Genomic DNA, 16891 nt, shown 5'->3' on the forward strand with positions numbered 1-16891 from the left:
CCAGGCTGCCCGAGCCCACCCCGCGCCTGCCGCATCCGTCTGCGTCTGCCCCGCCTGGCTTGCGTGTGCCGCGCCTGGTCCGCACCTGCCCGCCTGGTCCGCGTGTGCCGCGCTTGGCTTGCGTGTGCTGCGCTTGGTCCGCGTGTGCTGCGCCTGGCCTGCGTGTGCTGCGCCTGGCCTGCGTGTGCTGCGCCTGGTCCGCACCCGCCGTATCCGTCCGCGCCTGCCGCCCTCCGCTTGCGTCGGAATCCGTCAGCTGCGCCGGGGGCCAGCTCGAACCGGCCGGTGCAGCCCGGCCAGCGCCTCGCGCTCTTCGAGTGAATCGATGAGGGTACGCACACAGAGCGCGGACGGTCCAGCATGAGTAACGCGGTCGGTTCAGCGTTAATAAGGGGCCCTTCCTATGCACGAGGCGTTAATAGGGGGCCCTTCCTTTCACCCCAGGCGGAGCCAGAGGGCGCCGAGTGGGGGGACGCGGAGGGCAGCGGAGGCGGGTTGGCCGTGCCAGGGGAGGGGTTCGGCGTACACGGTGCCGAGGTTGCCGACGCCGGAGCCGCCGTAGTGGTGGGCGTCGGTGTTGAGGATCTCCGCCCAGGCGCCGGTGGCCGGTAGGCCGATGCGGTAGTCCTCCAGCGGCAGCGCGGAGAAGTTGGCCACGCAGACCAGGGTGCTGCCGTCGGGGGCGATCCGGATGAACGAGACGGTGTTGTTGGCGACGTCGTCACCGGCGAGCCAGCGGAAGCCGGCCGGGGAGGTGTCCTGCGCCCACAGGGCGGGAGTGTCCCGGTAGACCCGGTTGAGGTCGGCGACGAGCCGTTGTACTCCGGCGCGGGCCGGGTCGTGCAGCAGGTACCAGTCGAGGCCGCGTTCCTCGCTCCACTCCCGCTCGTCGGCCAGCTCGCAGCCCATGAAGAGCAGTTGCTTGCCCGGGTGGGCCCACATGTACGCCAGCAGCACGCGTACGTTGGCCAGCCGTTGCCAGGTGTCGCCAGGCATCTTGCCGACAAGTGAGCCCTTGCCGTGCACCACCTCGTCGTGACTGATCGGCAGCACGTAGTTCTCGCTGAAGGCGTACGCCAGGGAGAAGGTGAGCTGGTTGTGGTGGTGCTGCCGGTAGATCGGGTCCTTGGAGGTGTAGAGCAGGGTGTCGTGCATCCAGCCCATGTTCCACTTGAAGCCGTAGCCCAGCCCGCCGTCGCTTGTCGCCCGGGTCACTCCGGGCCAGGCGGTGGACTCCTCGGCGATCATCACCACACCGGGGTGGTGCTTGTAGACCGTCGCGTTGGTCTCCTGCATGAACGCGATGGCTTCCAGGTTCTCCCGGCCGCCGTACTGGTTCGGCGCCCACTGCCCGTCGGAGCGGGAGTAGTCCAGGTAGAGCATCGAGGCGACCGCGTCCACCCGCAGCCCGTCGATGTGGAATTCGTCAAGCCAGTACAGCGCGTTGGCGACCAGGAAGTTGCGTACCTCGCGGCGGCCGAAGTCGAAGACGTACGTGCCCCAGTCGGGGTGTTCGCCGCGACGCGGGTCGGGGTGCTCGTAGAGCGGGGTGCCGTCGAAGCGCGCGAGGGCCCAGTCGTCCTTGGGGAAGTGCGCCGGCACCCAGTCCAGGATCACGCCGATGCCGGCGGCGTGCAGCCGGTCCACCAGGTAGCGGAAGTCGTCCGGGTCGCCGAACCGGGAGGTCGGGGCGAAGTAGCCGGTGACCTGGTAGCCCCACGAGCCGCCGAACGGATGTTCCATCACCGGCAGGAACTCCACGTGGGTGAAGCCCAACTCCACCACGTACGCGGCCAGCTGCTCGGCCAGCTCCCGGTAACCCAGGCCGGGTCGCCAGGAGCCGAGGTGCACCTCGTAGACGCTCATCGGCTCCTGGTGCGGCTGCCGCTGCGCCCGCCGGGCCAGCCAGTCCGCGTCCGTCCACCGGTACGCCGAGCGGTGCACCACCGAGGCGGTGGCCGGCGGCACCTCCGCGTACGCGGCGAGCGGGTCGGCCTTGTCCCGCCAGTGCCCGTCGGCGCCGAGGATCCGGTACTTGTACCGGGCACCGGCCGGTGCCCCGGGCACGAAGATCTCCCAGACGCCGGAGGAGCCGAGCGAGCGCATCGGCCAGCCGTCGTCGGGTGCCCAGCCGGTGAAGTCGCCGATCACCCGTACGCCCTGGGCGTTCGGCGCCCACACCGCGAAGGCGACGCCGCCGTCGAGGACGCGGGCGCCGAGCGCCGCCCAGAGCCGCTCGTGCCGGCCCTCGCCGATCAGGTGCAGGTCCAGCTCACCGAGGGTCGGCGGATGACGGTACGGGTCGTCGTGCGCCTGCCCGTCCACGTCGACGCGGTAGTCGAGCACCTCACCGGGGACGATCGTCTCGAACACGCCGACGTCGTGCACCCGCTTCATCGGGTACCGCCGCTCGCCGACAAGCACACTCACCTCACCCGCGCCCCGACGCAGGGTGCGGATCACCGTACGCCCGTCCGCCGGATGCGCCCCGAGCACGGCGTGCGGGTCGTGGGTCTCCCCGGAGATCAGCTGGTCCATCGGGTGTCGTCCTTCGTGGCGGAGTCGGTGTCGCTGCGGGGCGCGGTGTCGTCGGTGGCACCGGCGGTACCGGGGGCGGTGTCGCTGTGGGGGGCGGTGGCGGCCGGGAGGGTGAAGACGTGCGCGGGTTGCAGGTACGGGTCGAGGCGTACCGCGTTGCGCTGCCCCCAGTCGTAGCTTGCCCCGGTCAGCTCGTCGTGCACGGTGAACCGGTCGTGCCAGTCCAGCCCCAACGCCGGCATGTCCAGGGTGGTGTTGCCCCACTGCACCGTGTGCGAGTCGAACGAGCAGACCACGAGCACCGTGTTGCCGGTGGCCGGGTCCCGCTTGGACCAGCAGAGCAGCGCCGGGTTGTCGATGTCGTGGAAGACGAGGTTGCGCAGCCGGTGCAGGGCGGGATTGTCTCGGCGTACCCGGTTGAGGATGGTGATGAACGGCGCCAGGGACCGCCCCTGCGCCTGGGCGCCGGCCCAGTCCCGGGGCCGCAGCTCGTACTTCTCGTTGTCGAGGTATTCCTCCGCGCCGGGGCGGGCGACGTGCTCGAACAGCTCGAAGCCGGCGTACATGCCCCAGGAGGGGGAGAGCAGCGCGGCCAGCACCGCCCGGATCTTGAACATCGGCGGCCCGCCGTACTGCAACGAGGCGTGCAGGATGTCCGGGGTGTTGGGCCAGAAGTTCGGCCGCATGTAGTCGGCCGCCGCGACCAGCTCCGCGCAGTACTCGCGCATCTCGGCGGCCGAGGTCCGCCAGGTGAAGTACGTGTACGACTGGGTGAAGCCGACCTTGGCCAGCCCGTGCATCATCGCCGGTCGGGTGAACGCCTCGGCCAGGAAGAGCACGTCCGGGTCGGTCCGCTTGACCTCCCAGATCAGCCAGTGCCAGAAGTCGACCGGCTTGGTGTGCGGATTGTCCACCCGGAAGATCCGCACGCCCTCGCCGACCCAGTGCCGTACCACCCGCAGGATCTCGACCCGGATGCCCTCCGGGTCGTTGTCGAAGTTCAGCGGATAGATGTCCTGGTACTTCTTGGGCGGGTTCTCCGCGTACGCGATGCTGCCGTCGGCCCGGGTGGTGAACCACTCCGGGTGCTCGGTCACCCAGGGGTGGTCCGGCGCGCACTGCAACGCCAGGTCCATCGCCACCTCCAGGCCGTGTTCGGCGGCGGCGGCGACGAAGTCGCGGAAGTCGGCCGGCGTACCCAGATCGGGGTGGATGGCGTCGTGCCCGCCCTCGTCGGCGCCGATCGCCCACGGCGAGCCGACGTCGTCCGGGCCGGCGACCAGACTGTTGTTGGGGCCCTTGCGGTTGACCCGGCCGATCGGGTGGATCGGCGGCAGGTAGAGCACGTCGAAGCCCATCGCGGCCACCCCGGGCAGCCGCTCGGTGGCGGTGGCGAAGGTGCCGGAGCGGGCCGGCGCGTCGCCGCTGGCCGGGATCGCCCCCTCCGAGCGGGGGAAAAATTCGTACCAGGCGGAGAAGAGGGCCCGCTCGCGGTCCACCCAGATCCGGTACGTCTCGCCGGTGGTGACCAGCTCCCGCACCGGATGCGCCCAGAGCAGGTCGGCCAGCTCCAGCGCCGGCCCGACCCGGTCCGGCAGCGCCCGGTCGGTGTCCCGCAGGGCTGTCATGGCCTGGTCGAGGCTTGCCCGGTCGGCCTTGGGCACCGCTGCGGCGGTCAGCACGCGTACGCCCTCGGCCAGGTCGTTTGCCAGCTCGGCCGGACCCTGGCCGGCGGCGATCTTCTTGGTCACCGCGTTGTGCCAGGTCAGGTAGGGGTCGCTGAACGCCTCCACCGTGAAGATCCACTCGCCGACCGCGTCGGGCATGATCGTCGCGTGCCAGCGGTCCTTGCCGGGCTCGCCCGGCCGCATCCGGGTGAACGGGCGGGCCAGCCCGTCCGGCCCGAGCCAGACCACGTTGCAGCCGAGGGCGTCGTGCCCCTCGCGGTACGCCGTTGCCGACACCGGCACCAACTCGCCGACCACGGCACGGGCCGGGTAGCGACCGCAGGAGACGACGGGGGAGACGTCTTCGATCGGGAACCGTCCGCTCACCGCCTCAACCTACTGTGCGAGATCGCCTCGCGCTCGTCTGACCAGCAAACGAGATCTTGGACCCGAACCGCCCCCATAGGGGCGCTCCCCGTCCAAGATCCCCGTTGCTCCCTTCAGTGGCGCGCTGACACCGCAGCTTTCCGATCAGGAGGGCGGTGCCGCCGCCACGAACGAGCCCTTGCCCTGGTGCACCTCGATCCAGCCCCGTTCGTCGAGGATTCGTAGCGCGAACCTGATCGGCGTCGGGCTGGCCTGGTACTGCTCGCACAGTTGCGCGATGGACGGCAACTTGTCTCCAGGTTGCAGCGCGCCGGACTGTATCGACGCGATCACATCGGCGATGATCTGCTCGTATACGGGTTGTCTGGGCATGGCAACGGCCTCTCGTCAGCCCGTCGAGCATGCCACGCCAATCCTGCATCCTGTGCGTGCAGTGTTGACTGTGTATACACTGCACGCTAGTTTCTATCCTGGCCCTCTCGTCAGCAACGGAGTGCCTTCGAAGTGGGCGGGGTGGCTTCCCGTGCCGCCCCGCCCTGACCCGCCCCTGATCTGTCCCTGACCTGCACCTTCCTTTACCGGCTCTGGGTGCGTTTCTTGTTGCCCTGACGACAACAGATGCACCCGATGGAGGAGGCACAGATGAATGAGCGGCCGTATGACGGGCCGTTGCCACCGGCGTACCCGGTTCCGGGAGGCCGTCCGCGACATCCCGATGGTGACCGGGTGCCCATGCCGCCGCATCCCGGTCGTGCGGCGTTCACCCGGCGGCGGTACGCCCACGGCGTCGGCGCGGCGCTGCTCGTACTCCTGCTGATCCTGGTCGGGGCGCTGCGGTGAGGGGCCGGCGGTGAACGAGTTACCGGTGGGTCGGCGGGTCGCGCAGTGGCGGGCTAGGGCGTGTGTCGAAGTCGGTGGCAGGGCTTGAGCTGCCGGCTTGAGGATCTTCGTGTGTCGGTGTTCGAGATGTAGCGAGGTCTCCGGTATCTGGTTCAGCGACCAAGCAGAACCCGAACACCGGAGACCTCGTGGATACCCTAGCGGTGGCGAGGCGGCACGACTTGACCGACGCACAGTGGGTGGCGCTGGAGCCGCTGCTGCCTGTGGGGCGTAGGCCAGGTCGGCCGTCGGTATGGACGAAACGGCAGCTCATTGATGGGATTCGGTGGCGGATTCGGGTCGGTGCCCCGTGGCGGGACGTGCCGCAGTGTTATGGGTCCTGGGCTGCGGTGTACGGGCTGTTTCGGCGTTGGCAGCGTGATGGGACCTGGGCGAGGATCCTGACGGTGTTGCAGGCGGTGGCTGATGCGTCCGGACGCGTCGTCTGGGACGTGTCGGTGGACTCGACGGTTGCCCGGGCTCATCAGCACGCCGCCGGGGCGCGTAAAAGGGGGATCTGCAGGCCGAGCCGCCGGGCGGGGTCATGGTCGAGCCGACCGATCACGCGCTTGGGCGGTCGCGGGGTGGGCTGACCACGAAACTGCATCTGGCCTGCGAGCAAGGGCGCAAGCCGTTGTCGATCGTGTTGACCGCTGGGCAGCGTGGGGACAGCCCGCAGTTTGTGGCGGTGCTCGACGGGATCAGGGTGCCCCGCCTCGGCGGCGGCCGGCCCCGAACCCGCCCGGACCGAGTCTTGGCCGACAAGGCGTACACGTCCCGAGCTAACCGCCGCTACCTGCGCCGACGCGGCATCGCCGCGACGATCCCGTCAAAGGCCGACCAAGACGCCAACCGGCGCAAGAAGGGGTCCAAGGGCGGCCGGCCACCGGCCTTCGATCCCGAGCGGTACAAGCAGCGTCACGCCGTGGAATGCGGCATCAACCAGCTCAAACGCTATCGAGCCGTAGCGACTCGTTTCGACAAACTCGCCGTCCGCTACGAAGCTACCGTTCACATCGCCGCGATCAACGAGTGGCTGTGACCGACTTCGACACAGGCCCTAGTACGGCAGCCGCCGTTCGGGATCATGGTTGAAGTTCGAGGTTGAGGCGGTGTGTGTAGTGGGCTCGTCGGGCTCGGGCTTGGTGCCGTCGCCGCCAGCCTGACCAGTGCAAGCGGTGGGCGAGGTCGCTGATCGGGCGGATGATGCAGGCATTGATCAGCCGGCGGATTTCGTTGACCGTCAGCTTGATCAGTCCGGTGTCGGTCGGGTTGTCGGCGGCGTCGGCGGCGCAGATCGCCAGGACAGCGAGGGCGGCCAGGGCCAGGGTGGTGAACCGGTGCCAGGAGTCCCAGCGGCGAACCTGGTGCTGGTCCAGGCCGACCTGGCCCTTGGCGGCCTGGAAGCTCTCCTCAACGGTCCAGCGGATGCCCGCGACCCGCACGAGCTGCACGAGAGTCGCGGGCTTGGGGTCCAGCAGCGGTAGAAGGCCAGCTCGCCGGTGGTCGTGTTGCGGCGGATCAGCAGGCTGTGTCGGCCGTCGTCGTCGGGGTCGGCATCGGTGCACGCGTCGTCGAGCCAGGCCCAGTCGTAGAAGCGCGGGCCCTTGGACCCGGCACCAGCCGATCGGCGTTGCCACGCCGTGGCGGGCAGGTCGGCGGCCACCCGGTCGGCCCGGACGCGGGTCTTGCCGCCGTCGAGCGGCACCAGATGACTGCGGGACACCGCCAGGACATAGCCGAGCCGGCGTTCGCGCAGCACGGCACGGAAGGCGCTGCTGTTGCCGTAGGCCTCGTCCGCAGCGACCCACCCGGCCGGGACACCGGCGTCGAGGGCTGCGGTGATCATGTCGGCGGCCAGCTCGCACCGAGTCGCGAACCCGACCTCGTCAGGCACCCCGCCGCGGCGCAGCGGTCACGGTCGTCGGTCCACGACACCGGCAGATACACCCGCCGGTCGATCAGGGTGTGCCCGTGCCTGCTGGCGTAGGCCAGGAACACCCCAACCTGGCTATTCTCGATCCGGCCGGCCGTGCCCGTGTACTGCCGCTGCACCCCGACGGTGTGCATGCCCTTCTTCAGATCACCGGTCTCATCCGGGATCAGGACCGCGTCCGGGTCACCGAACCGGCCCGCGACCAGAGCCCGAAGGTCATCACGCACGGCGTCGGCATCCCACACCGCCCGGTACAACAGCCGCTGCATCGCATCCGGCCGGCCGTGTCCGGCCTGCTCCGCCAACTGCCAACACGTCTTGACCTCAAGGTCAGACAGCAGACCGGTCACGAACGCCGCCGCCGCACGACGCGGCTCCACCCGCCCGAACCGGCCCGCGAAGCAGCCGAGCACCCCGGCCACGACCCGCTCCCACCCGACACGGTCTACGCTGTGGCCTGCGGCCACCGCCCGATCTGAAGTTATGTCCACAACGTACAGACGATCACGCGGTGGCCGCCACGCGTCCACCCCACCTCAGCAGCAAGATCTCAAACGGCGGCTGCCGTACTAGCCGCCACCCTCCACACCACCTGACGCGTGCAAACCTCGAACAGGCAGCTCCGGTGGGACCCCTTCCAGGTCACTTGATTTCTCGGCGTATCCCTCGTCTGACACGTATCCGTTGGTATTACGTGATACGCGGAGGCGCCATGAAGCTCAACAGCAAAGGACAGGTAACGATCCCGGCCGCTTTGCGCGCCAGGTACGGCCTGCATGAGGGCGACGAGGTCGACGTCGTTGAGGACGGCGGCACGCTGCGGATCGTCCGTATCAGCGGTGCCGAGAGCCGAGGACAACGTCTCGTACGGCACATGCGCGGCAGAGGGAATGCCAAGCAGACCGAACACATGTCGACCGACGAACTGATGGAGTTGCTGCGTGGCGAGTGACCGGCTCCGCGCTGTCGCACACGGACCCGCCGACTCGGCCACAACCCTGGTGGACACCAACGTGCTGTTGGACGTCATCACCGATGATCCCCGGTGGGGCGACTGGTCCAGCGGCGCGCTCGCGGAGGCCCGCGACGCTGGTGCCCTCGTCATAAACCCAATCGTCTACGCGGAGGCGTCGGTGCGTTTCGCCCGCATCGAGGACTTGGACGAGGCGTTGCCAGCTGGCGACTTCCTCCGCGAGGAACTGCCATATCCGGCCGGCTTTCTAGCCGGCAAGGCATACCTGGCCTACCGCGCGCAGGGCGGCACCAAGAGGTCCCCGATCGCTGACTTCTATATCGGTGCGCATGCCGCCGTGTGCGGGTATCGGCTGCTCACCCGTGGCGGGGCCCGCTATCGAACGTACTTTCCCAGACTTGAATTGATCACACCGGATGAGTGATGGCGAGTGTTAAAAGGGGGCCCTTCCTCTACACCAGGCGTTAATAAGGTGCCCTTCCTTACCCGCGCAACGCGCGGTAGAGCTCCAGGGTGCGGGCGGCGATGGCGTCCCAGGAGAAGTGCTCGACGGCGCGCCGCCGGCCGGCGCGGCCGAGCGCGGCGGCGCGCTCCGGAGCCGCCAGCAGTTCGTTCAGCCGGGCCGCCAGGTCGGCCTCGAAGCGGGCCGGGTCGACCGGCGTGCTGTCGGCGGTCTGCTCGATCGGGACCAGCAGGCCGGTGTCGCCGTCGGCGACCACCTCGGGGATGCCGCCGGTGGCGGTGGCGACCACCGCCGTCTCGCAGGCCATCGCCTCCAGGTTGACGATGCCCATCGGCTCGTACACCGACGGGCAGACGAAGATCGTGGCGTGGGTGAGGATCTGGATCACCTCGGATTTCGGCAGCATCTCGGGCACCCAGATCACCCCGGAGCGGCCGGCGCGCAACTCGGCGACCAGGCCCTGCACCTCGGCGGCGATCTCCGGGGTGTCCGGTGCGCCGGCCAGCAGCACCAGCTGGACGTCCGGCGGCAGGTCACGGGCGGCACGCAGCAGGTGCGGCAGGCCCTTCTGGCGGGTGATCCGGCCGACGTAGACCACGCTGGGCAGGGCCGGATCGATGCCGAGCCGCGCCAACACGTCGGTGCCGGGGTCGGGGGCGTACTGCGCGGTGTCGATGCCGTTGTAGATCACGTGCACCCGGTCCGGGTCGATAGTCGGGTACGCGGCCAGCACGTCCCGGCGCATCCCCGCGCTTACCGCCACGATCGCGTCGGCCGACTCGTACGCCGTGCGTTCGCACCACGAGGAGAGCGCGTAGCCGCCGCCGAGCTGTTCGGCCTTCCACGGTCGCAGTGGCTCCAGGCTGTGCGCGGTCACCACGTGCGGCACCCCGTACAGCAGCTTGGCGGTGTGCCCGGCCAGGTTGGCGTACCAGGTGTGGCTGTGCACCACGTCCGCGCCGGCACACCCGGCGGCCATCTCCAGGTCCACCCCCATGGTGCGCAGCGCCGGGTTCGCGTCGGCCAGCCCCGCCGGCTCGGCGTACGCCCGCACGCCCGGCTCGGTGCGCGGCGCGCCGAAGCAGTGCACCCGTACGTCGGTGATCCGACGCAACTCCCGGGCCAGGTACTCGACGTGCACCCCGGCGCCGCCGTAGACCTCCGGCGGGTACTCCCGGGTGAGCAGGTCGACGCGCAGCGGTGGGGAGTCGGTCATGCCCGGCACCCTAGTGCAGAATTCGCCCCGGCACCGGCTGCCCGACTGTGCCCGTACGAGTGGTGAAGTGGCACCGGGATGGATAGCGTCTGGTCATGGCTGCCAAGGTGCTCGCGATCGTCCTGGCCGGCGGAGAGGGCAAGCGCCTGATGCCGCTGACCACGGACCGGGCCAAGCCGGCCGTCCCGTTCGGCGGGATGTACCGCATGGTCGATTTCGTCCTCTCCAACCTGGCCAACGCCGGCTATCTGAAGATCGTCGTGCTGACCCAGTACAAGTCCCACTCCCTCGACCGGCACATCACCAAGACGTGGCGGATGTCGACGCTGCTCGGCAACTACGTCACGCCGGTGCCCGCGCAGCAGCGTCGGGGTCCGTGGTGGTTCGCCGGCTCGGCCGACGCGATCTACCAGAGCTTCAACCTGATCTACGACGAGCAGCCCGACTATGTGATCGTCTTCGGCGCCGATCACATCTACCGGATGGACCCGCGGCAGATGGTGGAGGAGCACATCGCCTCCGGTGCCAGCGTGACCGTGGCCGGCATCCGGCAGCCGCTCACCATGGCCGACCAGTTCGGGGTCATCGAGGTCGGCGAGGACGGCCGGCAGATCCGCGCCTTCCGGGAGAAGCCCACCGACGCGGTCGGCCTGCCCGACGCGCCCGACGAGATCTACGCCTCGATGGGCAACTACGTCTTCACCACCCGGGCGCTGATCGACGCGGTCGAACGCGACGCGGAGGACAAGACCAGCAAGCACGACATGGGCGGCAGCATCATCCCGATGCTTGTCGAGCGGGGTGAGGCGAACGTCTACGACTTCCGCGACAACGAGGTGCCGGGCAGCACCGACCGGGACCGGGGCTACTGGCGCGACGTGGGGACCCTGGACTCGTTCTACGACGCGCACATGGATCTGATCAACGTGCACCCGGTGTTCAACCTCTACAACTTCGACTGGCCGATCTACACCGAGCAGCCGCCGTACCCGCCGGCCAAGTTCGTGCACCAGTGGGGCGAACGGGTCGGCCGGGCGGTCGCCTCGATGGTCTCGCCCGGTGCGGTGATCTCCGGTTCGCTGGTGGAGAACTCGATCGTCTCGCCGAAGGTGAAGGTGCACTCCTGGGCGCACGTGGACGGCGCGGTGCTGATGGAGGGTGTCGAGATCGGCCGGCACGCGGTGGTCCGCCGGGCCATCCTGGACAAGAACGTCTACGTGCCCGAGGGCGCCGAGATCGGCGTGGACCTGGAACGGGACCGGCAGCGTTACACCGTCTCCGACAACGGCATCGTGGTCATCGGTAAGGGACAGAAGGTAGAGCCATGAGCAGTCATCCTCGTGCCGGCCAGCCGGCCCAGTCCGACGACCTGGTGGACGTGCCCCGGCTGGTGACCGCGTACTACGCCGAGCATCCCGACCCGGCCGACCCGGCGCAGCAGGTCTCCTTCGGCACCTCCGGGCACCGCGGGTCGAGCCTGCGCAACGCCTTCAACTCCGACCACATCCTCGCGGTCACCCAGGCGCTCTGTGACTACCGCCGCGAGCAGGGCATCGACGGCCCGCTCTTCCTCGGCCGGGACACCCATGCGCTCTCCGCCCCGGCGGCGGTCGACGCGCTGGAGGTGCTCGCCGCCAACGAGGTCACCGTGCTTGTGGACAGCCGGGACGGCTACACCCCGACCCCTGCGGTGTCGCACGCCATCCTCACCCACAACCGGGGGCGCACCGCCGCGCTGGCCGACGGCATCGTGATCACCCCGTCGCACAATCCGCCGGACGACGGCGGGTTCAAGTACAACCCCACCCACGGCGGGCCGGCCGACTCCGACGTCACGAAGTGGATCCAGGACCGCGCGAACGCGATCCTCGCCGCCGGGGGAAAGGAGGTGCGCCGCATCCCGTACGCGCGGGCCCGTGCCGCCGACACCACCGGCACGTACGACTTCCTCGGCGGGTACGTCCACGACCTGCCGGCGGTGCTCGACCTCGACGCGATCCGGGCCGCCGGGGTACGCATCGGCGCCGATCCGCTAGGCGGCGCCAGCGTCGCCTACTGGGGCGAGATCGCCGACCGGCACCGGCTCGACCTGACCGTGGTCAACCCGAACGTCGACCCGACCTGGCGGTTCATGACGCTTGACGGCGACGGCAAGATCCGGATGGACTGCTCCTCGCCGAACGCGATGGCCTCGCTGATCGCCAGGCGCGCCGACTACCAGGTCGCCACCGGTAACGACGCCGACGCCGACCGGCACGGCATCGTCACCCCGGACGCCGGGCTGATGAACCCGAACCACTATCTCGCGGTGGCGATCGCCCACCTGTTCCGTACCCGCGACCAGTGGGGTCCGGACGCCGCGGTCGGCAAGACCCTGGTCTCCTCCTCCATGATCGACCGGGTCGCCGCCGACCTCGGGCGGCCCCTGCTGGAGGTGCCGGTCGGCTTCAAGTGGTTCGTGCCCGGCCTGCTCGACGGCGCGGTCGGCTTCGGCGGCGAGGAGAGCGCCGGTGCGTCCTTCCTGCGTCGCGACGGCGGCACCTGGACCACCGACAAGGACGGCATCCTGCTCTGCCTGCTCGCGGCCGAGATCATCGGGACCACCGGTCGTACCCCAAGCGAGCACTGGGCGGAGTTGGCCGACCGGTTCGGCGCGCCCGCGTACGCCCGGATCGACGCCCCGGCCACCCGGGAGCAGAAGGCGGTGCTCGGCAAGCTCTCGCCGGAGCAGGTGACGGCGACCGAACTGGCCGGGGAACCGATCACCGCCACGTTGACCACGGCCCCCGGCAACGGTGCCCCGATCGGTGGTCTCAAGGTGACCACCGAGAGCGGCTGGTTCGCCGCTCGCCCCTCCGGCACCGAGGACGTCTACAAGATCTACGCCGAGTCCTTCCAGGGCCCGGAGCACCTGGCCCGCCTCCAACAGGAGGCGGCAGACCTGGTCACCGCGGTCCTCGACACCGCCTGAGGCGTCCGGGCGGCGACGAGCGAGCCGGCAACCCGGCCGGCTCGTCGCCGCGCCGCACGGCGTCCGAGACGGGTCAGCGCAGCGATACCTGGTAGAGCTGGCCGGTGGTGGCGCAGGGGTCTGGTGTCACCCGTGCGGCGGCGGCAAGCAGCAGCAGCGGTTCCCAGTTTCGCCGTACCGCGTCCGGCTCGGCGTTCGCCGGTAGCGGCGGCAGGTAGAGCTGGCCGATCCGGTAGGTCGCGATCCAGTCGCGGCGTTGCGCTACCGAGAGGTCCGCGAAGTTCTCCGGGAACTTCGCGGTCTGCCGGCCGGTGAGGGCACTGTGCCGGGTCATTTCCGTGGCGGGATCGATTGTCAACGTGGTGCCGTTCTGGCAGCGGCGTAGTTCCTGCTCCACCGCCCCGCCGGTCAGGCTCTCCGGCTGCGGTGGCACCCGGACGAGTTGGTATCCGATCGCCCAACCGGCCGGCAGCATCAGCAGCAGGACGCCGACGGCGAGTCCGGTGCGGGGCCGGGTCAGCGCGGCCGGCATCGGTGTCCGGCGGAGCAGGACGATGGCCAGCAGCAGGACCAGCAGCACGACCAGGCCGAGGTAGCGTCGGGCCAGGTAGCCGGTGCTCAGTTCGGAGAAGGTCACCTGCACGGTGAAGGCAGCGACCGCGGCCAGGCACAGCAGGAGCCAACGGGGTGCGCCACGAAGTCGCCAGCGGCGCAGGAGCAGCAGCCCGGCCGCGGCGGTGGCCACCACGGTCGGTGCCAGCACCAGACCCTTCACCGTCTCCAGGACCGCGCCGGGCACGTTGCGCGCCAGCCGGGCCAGCCAGCCGAGCGGGTCGTCGAGGTACGTGGGCACTTGATCGACATCGACGACGTGGGAGGCGTGTAGTTGTGGCACGGCCGCCGCGACGATGCGGTTGTCCGCGGGGAAGGGCGTGTCGAAGTGCGTCAGCCCGTAGATTGCCCAGGGGACCAGCACGATCGCGAAGACCAGACCGGCCGGAACGAACCAGCGCCAGTCCCGGCGACGCGCGATGATCAGCAGTGCCGCCAGCAGCGATATCGCGAGGAGGGTGTCCGGCCGGGTGAGCACGAGGCCGCCAGCGGCGGCACCGGCCGCCGGCCAGGCCAGCGCGGGCCGCCGGTCCGTCGCGACCAGCGCGAGGAGCAGCAGGCTGAGCAGGAGCACGGCCAGCGGGAAGGTACGTGCCGACAGCACCTCGTCGAGGAAGGGCGGGAAGCCGAGCAGCCCGACGGCGACGATGGGGCCGAGTCCGCGTACGCCGATCCGCCGGCCCAGCGCCGACAGCGTCGCGGCGGTGGCCAGTACGCATCCCACGGCGGCCACGAGCCCGGCCTGCGCGCCCAGGCGGGTAAGTGCCGCGGTGACACCGATCAGCACCGGCCAGAGCGGGCCGCAGCCCATCGCGTACGGCTCGGTCGACTGGTAGCTGTGCCGGGAGCTGAAGCGGAAGAAGTCGCCGCCGAGCGTCTGGGACAGTTCGTAGTAGCGCCAGGAGTCCGGGCTGTACGGCGCGCCGTTCCAGTAGAGGAGCAGCAGTACGGCGAGGATCCCGACGAGTACGGCCCAGCCGGTGATGGCAAGCCATTCGGGCACCACCAGGGTGCGCGTGGTGTCGGCCCGCGCCTCGCTCGGCGGGTTCTCGACCCGCTGCGGGGCGCTCATGCGCGCGAACCGATCGTCGCCGGGTGGCCGGGGGTCTCGGCCATCTGCTCGCGCAGGTACGGCCCAGGCGGTCCCGCCGTGCGTCCCGGTAGCTCGGCCGACTGGCACACCGCGGTGTCCTGCACCGAGTACATCGGCCGGGCGCGGACCTCGACCAGGATCCGCGCCAGGTACTCCCCGAGTACGCCGAGGATGAGGAAGAGGCCGGTGAACCCACCGGAGACCAGGATGGCGAGCGTGGTCCAGCCCTGGATGAGGTCGGACTTGACGAGGTACACCACGACCGCGTAGATGATCCCGGCGACCGACAGCGCGCCGAAGATGAGGCAGAGCCGGTGCGCGGCGCGTAGTCCGAAGTTGGAGAACGACAGCAGGATGTCGAAGGCGAGGCTGGTCGTCTCCCGGTTCAGCCGGCGCCGTTGGGCGCTGTTCACCATTGTCGGCTCGTACCGCAGGTGCTCGTGTCGGTGCCCGAGGATGGCGTACAGGGCCTTGCGGTAACGGACCTTCTCCCGCATCGCGAGCATGGCGACCAACGTGCGGCGGGAGGTCAGTCGCAGGCGTTCGGCCCGCAACGGCATGTCCAGGTCGCTGTACCTGTTGACCAGGCGGTAGAAGATCCGGCTGCGCAGCGGTCCGTCGTCGCCGCTGGCGGTGACGATGTCGCAGCCGCCGGTGGTGCCGACCTGGTACATCAGGGCCAGGGTGTCCAGCGGGAAGTCCACCACCGAGCTTTCCAGCTCGAAGACCCAGTCGCCCATCGCCCGGTCCAGCCCGGCCTTGATGCCGGCCTCCACACCGTGTCGCCGGGCCAGGCGGATCACCACCGCGTTGAGCCGGAATCGGGCCGCGCACCTCTGCACCAGCGGGGTCGGATCGTCCGTCGAGTTGTCGTCGACCACCACCAGTTCATGCAGCTCGAAATTCTCGGTGAGCCAGGGACCCACCTGTTCCAGAAACCGTTCCAGCCCGGCCGCCTCGTTTCGGCAGTAGAGCACGAAACTCACGAAGGTCTTGAATTTCATAGCACCTCATCGAGGTCAAAAATCGTGTTCACTTTGCCGCCGAGCAATGTGATGAAGGAGGGCTGCTCGTGCTCGACCCGGACCAGGGTCGGGCGGGAGTCGTCGACCTCCGCCGCGGAAAGGACCGCCCGGACCGTGAAGAGACTTTCGCTCTGCCGCAGCCGATGCGCATTCGAAAGGAAGCGCCGGGCGACGGCGTGCATGTACGGATAACTGCTGGCCGGTCGGGCCGGACACGGGCCGCAGTTGGCCAGCGTGGTGGGTCGGCAATCCGGCACCCGAGCCTGGCAGCCGAACGTGGGCAGGACCTCGGAGCTGGTCAGATGGGGGGAGTACGCCACCGCGTAGAGGCTGTGCCAGGGGCTGTGCCCGAAGGGCATGAGGGAGAAGAAGGGACCGTCCATCACGGTGAGGGCCACGTCCCGATGGGCCGGGGCGTCCACCAGGGCGATCTCGCACAGCTCGTACTTCAGCGGCACCGGGTCCAGGCCGAACGCGGTGAGCAGGGCGTTGGTGCCGGCGTATGTCGCGTTGACCACCGAACCGGTGGTCAGCCGCACACCGGATCGCAACGTCATCCGCCACGCCTCGCCGTCCCGGCCGGCCTCGGCCACGGTGTCACCGAGGAACCAGTGCACCCGGTCGGCGTACGCCGCCAGGTGCGCCAGCAGCGCCGTGCGTAACTGCGGTGCGTCGAAGCTGAACTCGTCGGTCTCGTACGCCGCTTCGACGGCGCCGTCGTGGAAGAACTCGGTCGGATCGATCCGTCGTGCCGGCACGCCCACGGTGGCGCAGAACTTCTCGAAGTGTGCGGCGTCCACGAAGGAGCCTTCCGCGGCGACCGCGTACACCGCGCGGAAGCGGTGGTTGACCGCGGTCGGGAAGTCCCGCAGGAACCGGTCGTAGTAGCTGGCCGAACGTACCGCCGTGTAGACGCTGCGCGGGTAGTGGTAGCCGTTGTGACCACGGGCCTGGTTGATCAGGCTGGCCCGCACCAGCGGGCGTCGGTCGACGTCGACGATGGCGACGGACCGCCCCTGGGCGAGATGCCGGCGCGCCGCCCAGAGCCCGAAGACACCGGCTCCGAAGACGACGGCATCAATAGAAATGCGCCCATTCACCATGGGCGGATGATAACGTCCTTTCTGGGCA

At 69.6% G+C, this 16891-nt stretch carries 12 protein-coding genes and 2 pseudogenes; 6 read left to right on the plus strand and 8 right to left on the minus strand.

Features of this window, described 5'->3' with window-relative positions; all coding sequences use genetic code 11:
- Positions 1 to 435: 435 nt before the first annotated feature.
- The 3 genes from glgB to QQG74_RS10885 form a co-directional block, all read right to left on the minus strand.
- Positions 436 to 2538: a 1,4-alpha-glucan branching protein GlgB gene (gene glgB / locus QQG74_RS10875; RefSeq protein WP_341720172.1), complete on the minus strand. Its 2103-nt coding sequence runs from the start codon at positions 2536 to 2538 to the stop codon at positions 436 to 438.
- Positions 2526 to 4592 carry an alpha-1,4-glucan--maltose-1-phosphate maltosyltransferase gene (locus QQG74_RS10880; RefSeq protein ID WP_341720173.1) on the minus strand — a complete coding sequence of 689 codons (2067 nt, stop codon included), beginning with the start codon at positions 4590 to 4592 and terminating at the stop codon, positions 2526 to 2528. The genes glgB and QQG74_RS10880 overlap by 13 nt, the downstream gene beginning before the upstream one ends.
- Positions 4593 to 4736: 144 nt before the next feature.
- Positions 4737 to 4964 (minus strand): winged helix-turn-helix domain-containing protein, encoded by a 228-nt coding sequence (locus QQG74_RS10885; RefSeq protein ID WP_341720174.1) that lies wholly within the window; start codon positions 4962 to 4964, stop codon positions 4737 to 4739.
- A 270-nt stretch (positions 4965 to 5234) separates the two neighbouring features.
- Here QQG74_RS10885 and QQG74_RS10890 point away from each other — a divergent pair, with 270 nt between their 5' ends.
- Together QQG74_RS10890 and QQG74_RS10895 are read left to right on the plus strand one after the other, a co-directional pair.
- Positions 5235 to 5432 (plus strand): hypothetical protein, encoded by a 198-nt coding sequence (locus tag QQG74_RS10890; RefSeq protein WP_341720175.1) that lies wholly within the window; start codon positions 5235 to 5237, stop codon positions 5430 to 5432.
- Positions 5433 to 5620: 188 nt separating this feature from the next.
- Positions 5621 to 6513, plus strand: a pseudogene (locus QQG74_RS10895) (IS5 family transposase).
- Positions 6514 to 6556: 43 nt separating this feature from the next.
- Here QQG74_RS10895 and QQG74_RS10900 read toward each other — a convergent pair.
- Positions 6557 to 7829 (minus strand): annotated as a pseudogene (locus tag QQG74_RS10900) (IS701 family transposase).
- A 290-nt stretch (positions 7830 to 8119) separates the two neighbouring features.
- Here QQG74_RS10900 and QQG74_RS10905 point away from each other — a divergent pair.
- On the plus strand, positions 8120 to 8359 hold the full coding sequence (locus QQG74_RS10905; RefSeq protein ID WP_341720176.1) for an AbrB/MazE/SpoVT family DNA-binding domain-containing protein: 240 nt from the start codon (positions 8120 to 8122) through the stop codon (positions 8357 to 8359).
- Positions 8349 to 8804 carry a type II toxin-antitoxin system VapC family toxin gene (locus tag QQG74_RS10910; RefSeq protein WP_341720177.1) on the plus strand — a complete coding sequence of 152 codons (456 nt, stop codon included), beginning with the start codon at positions 8349 to 8351 and terminating at the stop codon, positions 8802 to 8804. The genes QQG74_RS10905 and QQG74_RS10910 overlap by 11 nt, the downstream gene beginning before the upstream one ends.
- Before the next feature lie 58 nt (positions 8805 to 8862).
- Here the strand turns inward: QQG74_RS10910 and glgA are convergent, their stop codons facing one another.
- Complete coding sequence (glgA, locus tag QQG74_RS10915) at positions 8863 to 10059, minus strand: glycogen synthase (protein ID WP_341720178.1); 1197 nt, start codon at positions 10057 to 10059, stop codon at positions 8863 to 8865.
- 95 nt (positions 10060 to 10154) lie between these two features.
- On the opposite strand from glgA, the gene glgC reads away from it, so the two are divergent.
- Together glgC and pgm are read left to right on the plus strand one after the other, a co-directional pair.
- Positions 10155 to 11387 carry a glucose-1-phosphate adenylyltransferase gene (gene glgC / locus QQG74_RS10920; RefSeq protein ID WP_341720179.1) on the plus strand — a complete coding sequence of 411 codons (1233 nt, stop codon included), beginning with the start codon at positions 10155 to 10157 and terminating at the stop codon, positions 11385 to 11387.
- Positions 11384 to 13030 carry a phosphoglucomutase (alpha-D-glucose-1,6-bisphosphate-dependent) gene (pgm, locus tag QQG74_RS10925; RefSeq protein WP_341720180.1) on the plus strand — a complete coding sequence of 549 codons (1647 nt, stop codon included), beginning with the start codon at positions 11384 to 11386 and terminating at the stop codon, positions 13028 to 13030. Before glgC ends, pgm begins: the two co-directional genes overlap by 4 nt.
- 73 nt (positions 13031 to 13103) lie before the next feature.
- Here the strand turns inward: pgm and QQG74_RS10930 are convergent, their stop codons facing one another.
- From QQG74_RS10930 to QQG74_RS10940, 3 genes are read right to left on the minus strand one after another with little or no spacing between them, the layout of a single operon-like run.
- Positions 13104 to 14714 carry a hypothetical protein gene (locus tag QQG74_RS10930; protein WP_341720181.1) on the minus strand — a complete coding sequence of 537 codons (1611 nt, stop codon included), beginning with the start codon at positions 14712 to 14714 and terminating at the stop codon, positions 13104 to 13106.
- On the minus strand, positions 14711 to 15739 hold the full coding sequence (locus QQG74_RS10935; protein ID WP_341720182.1) for a glycosyltransferase: 1029 nt from the start codon (positions 15737 to 15739) through the stop codon (positions 14711 to 14713). Before QQG74_RS10935 ends, QQG74_RS10930 begins: the two co-directional genes overlap by 4 nt.
- Positions 15736 to 16863: an FAD-dependent oxidoreductase gene (locus QQG74_RS10940; protein WP_341720183.1), complete on the minus strand. Its 1128-nt coding sequence runs from the start codon at positions 16861 to 16863 to the stop codon at positions 15736 to 15738. The genes QQG74_RS10935 and QQG74_RS10940 overlap by 4 nt, the downstream gene beginning before the upstream one ends.
- Between the last annotated feature and the right edge of the window lie 28 nt (positions 16864 to 16891).

Source organism: Micromonospora sp. FIMYZ51 (genome assembly GCF_038246755.1).
Lineage (GTDB): Bacteria > Actinomycetota > Actinomycetes > Mycobacteriales > Micromonosporaceae > Micromonospora.

What these genes read in the sequence shown, in the direction of transcription:
- QQG74_RS10935 (WP_341720182.1), bottom strand. Translation starts at nt 15,739, where the DNA reads ATGAAATTCAAGACCTTCGTGAGTTTCGTGCTCTACTGCCGAAACGAG.
- glgC (WP_341720179.1), top strand. Translation starts at nt 10,155, where the DNA reads ATGGCTGCCAAGGTGCTCGCGATCGTCCTGGCCGGCGGAGAGGGCAAG.
- QQG74_RS10890 (WP_341720175.1), top strand. Translation starts at nt 5,235, where the DNA reads ATGAATGAGCGGCCGTATGACGGGCCGTTGCCACCGGCGTACCCGGTT.
- QQG74_RS10940 (WP_341720183.1), bottom strand. Translation starts at nt 16,863, where the DNA reads ATGGTGAATGGGCGCATTTCTATTGATGCCGTCGTCTTCGGAGCCGGT.
- pgm (WP_341720180.1), top strand. Translation starts at nt 11,384, where the DNA reads ATGAGCAGTCATCCTCGTGCCGGCCAGCCGGCCCAGTCCGACGACCTG.
- QQG74_RS10930 (WP_341720181.1), bottom strand. Translation starts at nt 14,714, where the DNA reads ATGAGCGCCCCGCAGCGGGTCGAGAACCCGCCGAGCGAGGCGCGGGCC.
- QQG74_RS10885 (WP_341720174.1), bottom strand. Translation starts at nt 4,964, where the DNA reads ATGCCCAGACAACCCGTATACGAGCAGATCATCGCCGATGTGATCGCG.
- glgB (WP_341720172.1), bottom strand. Translation starts at nt 2,538, where the DNA reads ATGGACCAGCTGATCTCCGGGGAGACCCACGACCCGCACGCCGTGCTC.
- glgA (WP_341720178.1), bottom strand. Translation starts at nt 10,059, where the DNA reads ATGACCGACTCCCCACCGCTGCGCGTCGACCTGCTCACCCGGGAGTAC.
- QQG74_RS10905 (WP_341720176.1), top strand. Translation starts at nt 8,120, where the DNA reads ATGAAGCTCAACAGCAAAGGACAGGTAACGATCCCGGCCGCTTTGCGC.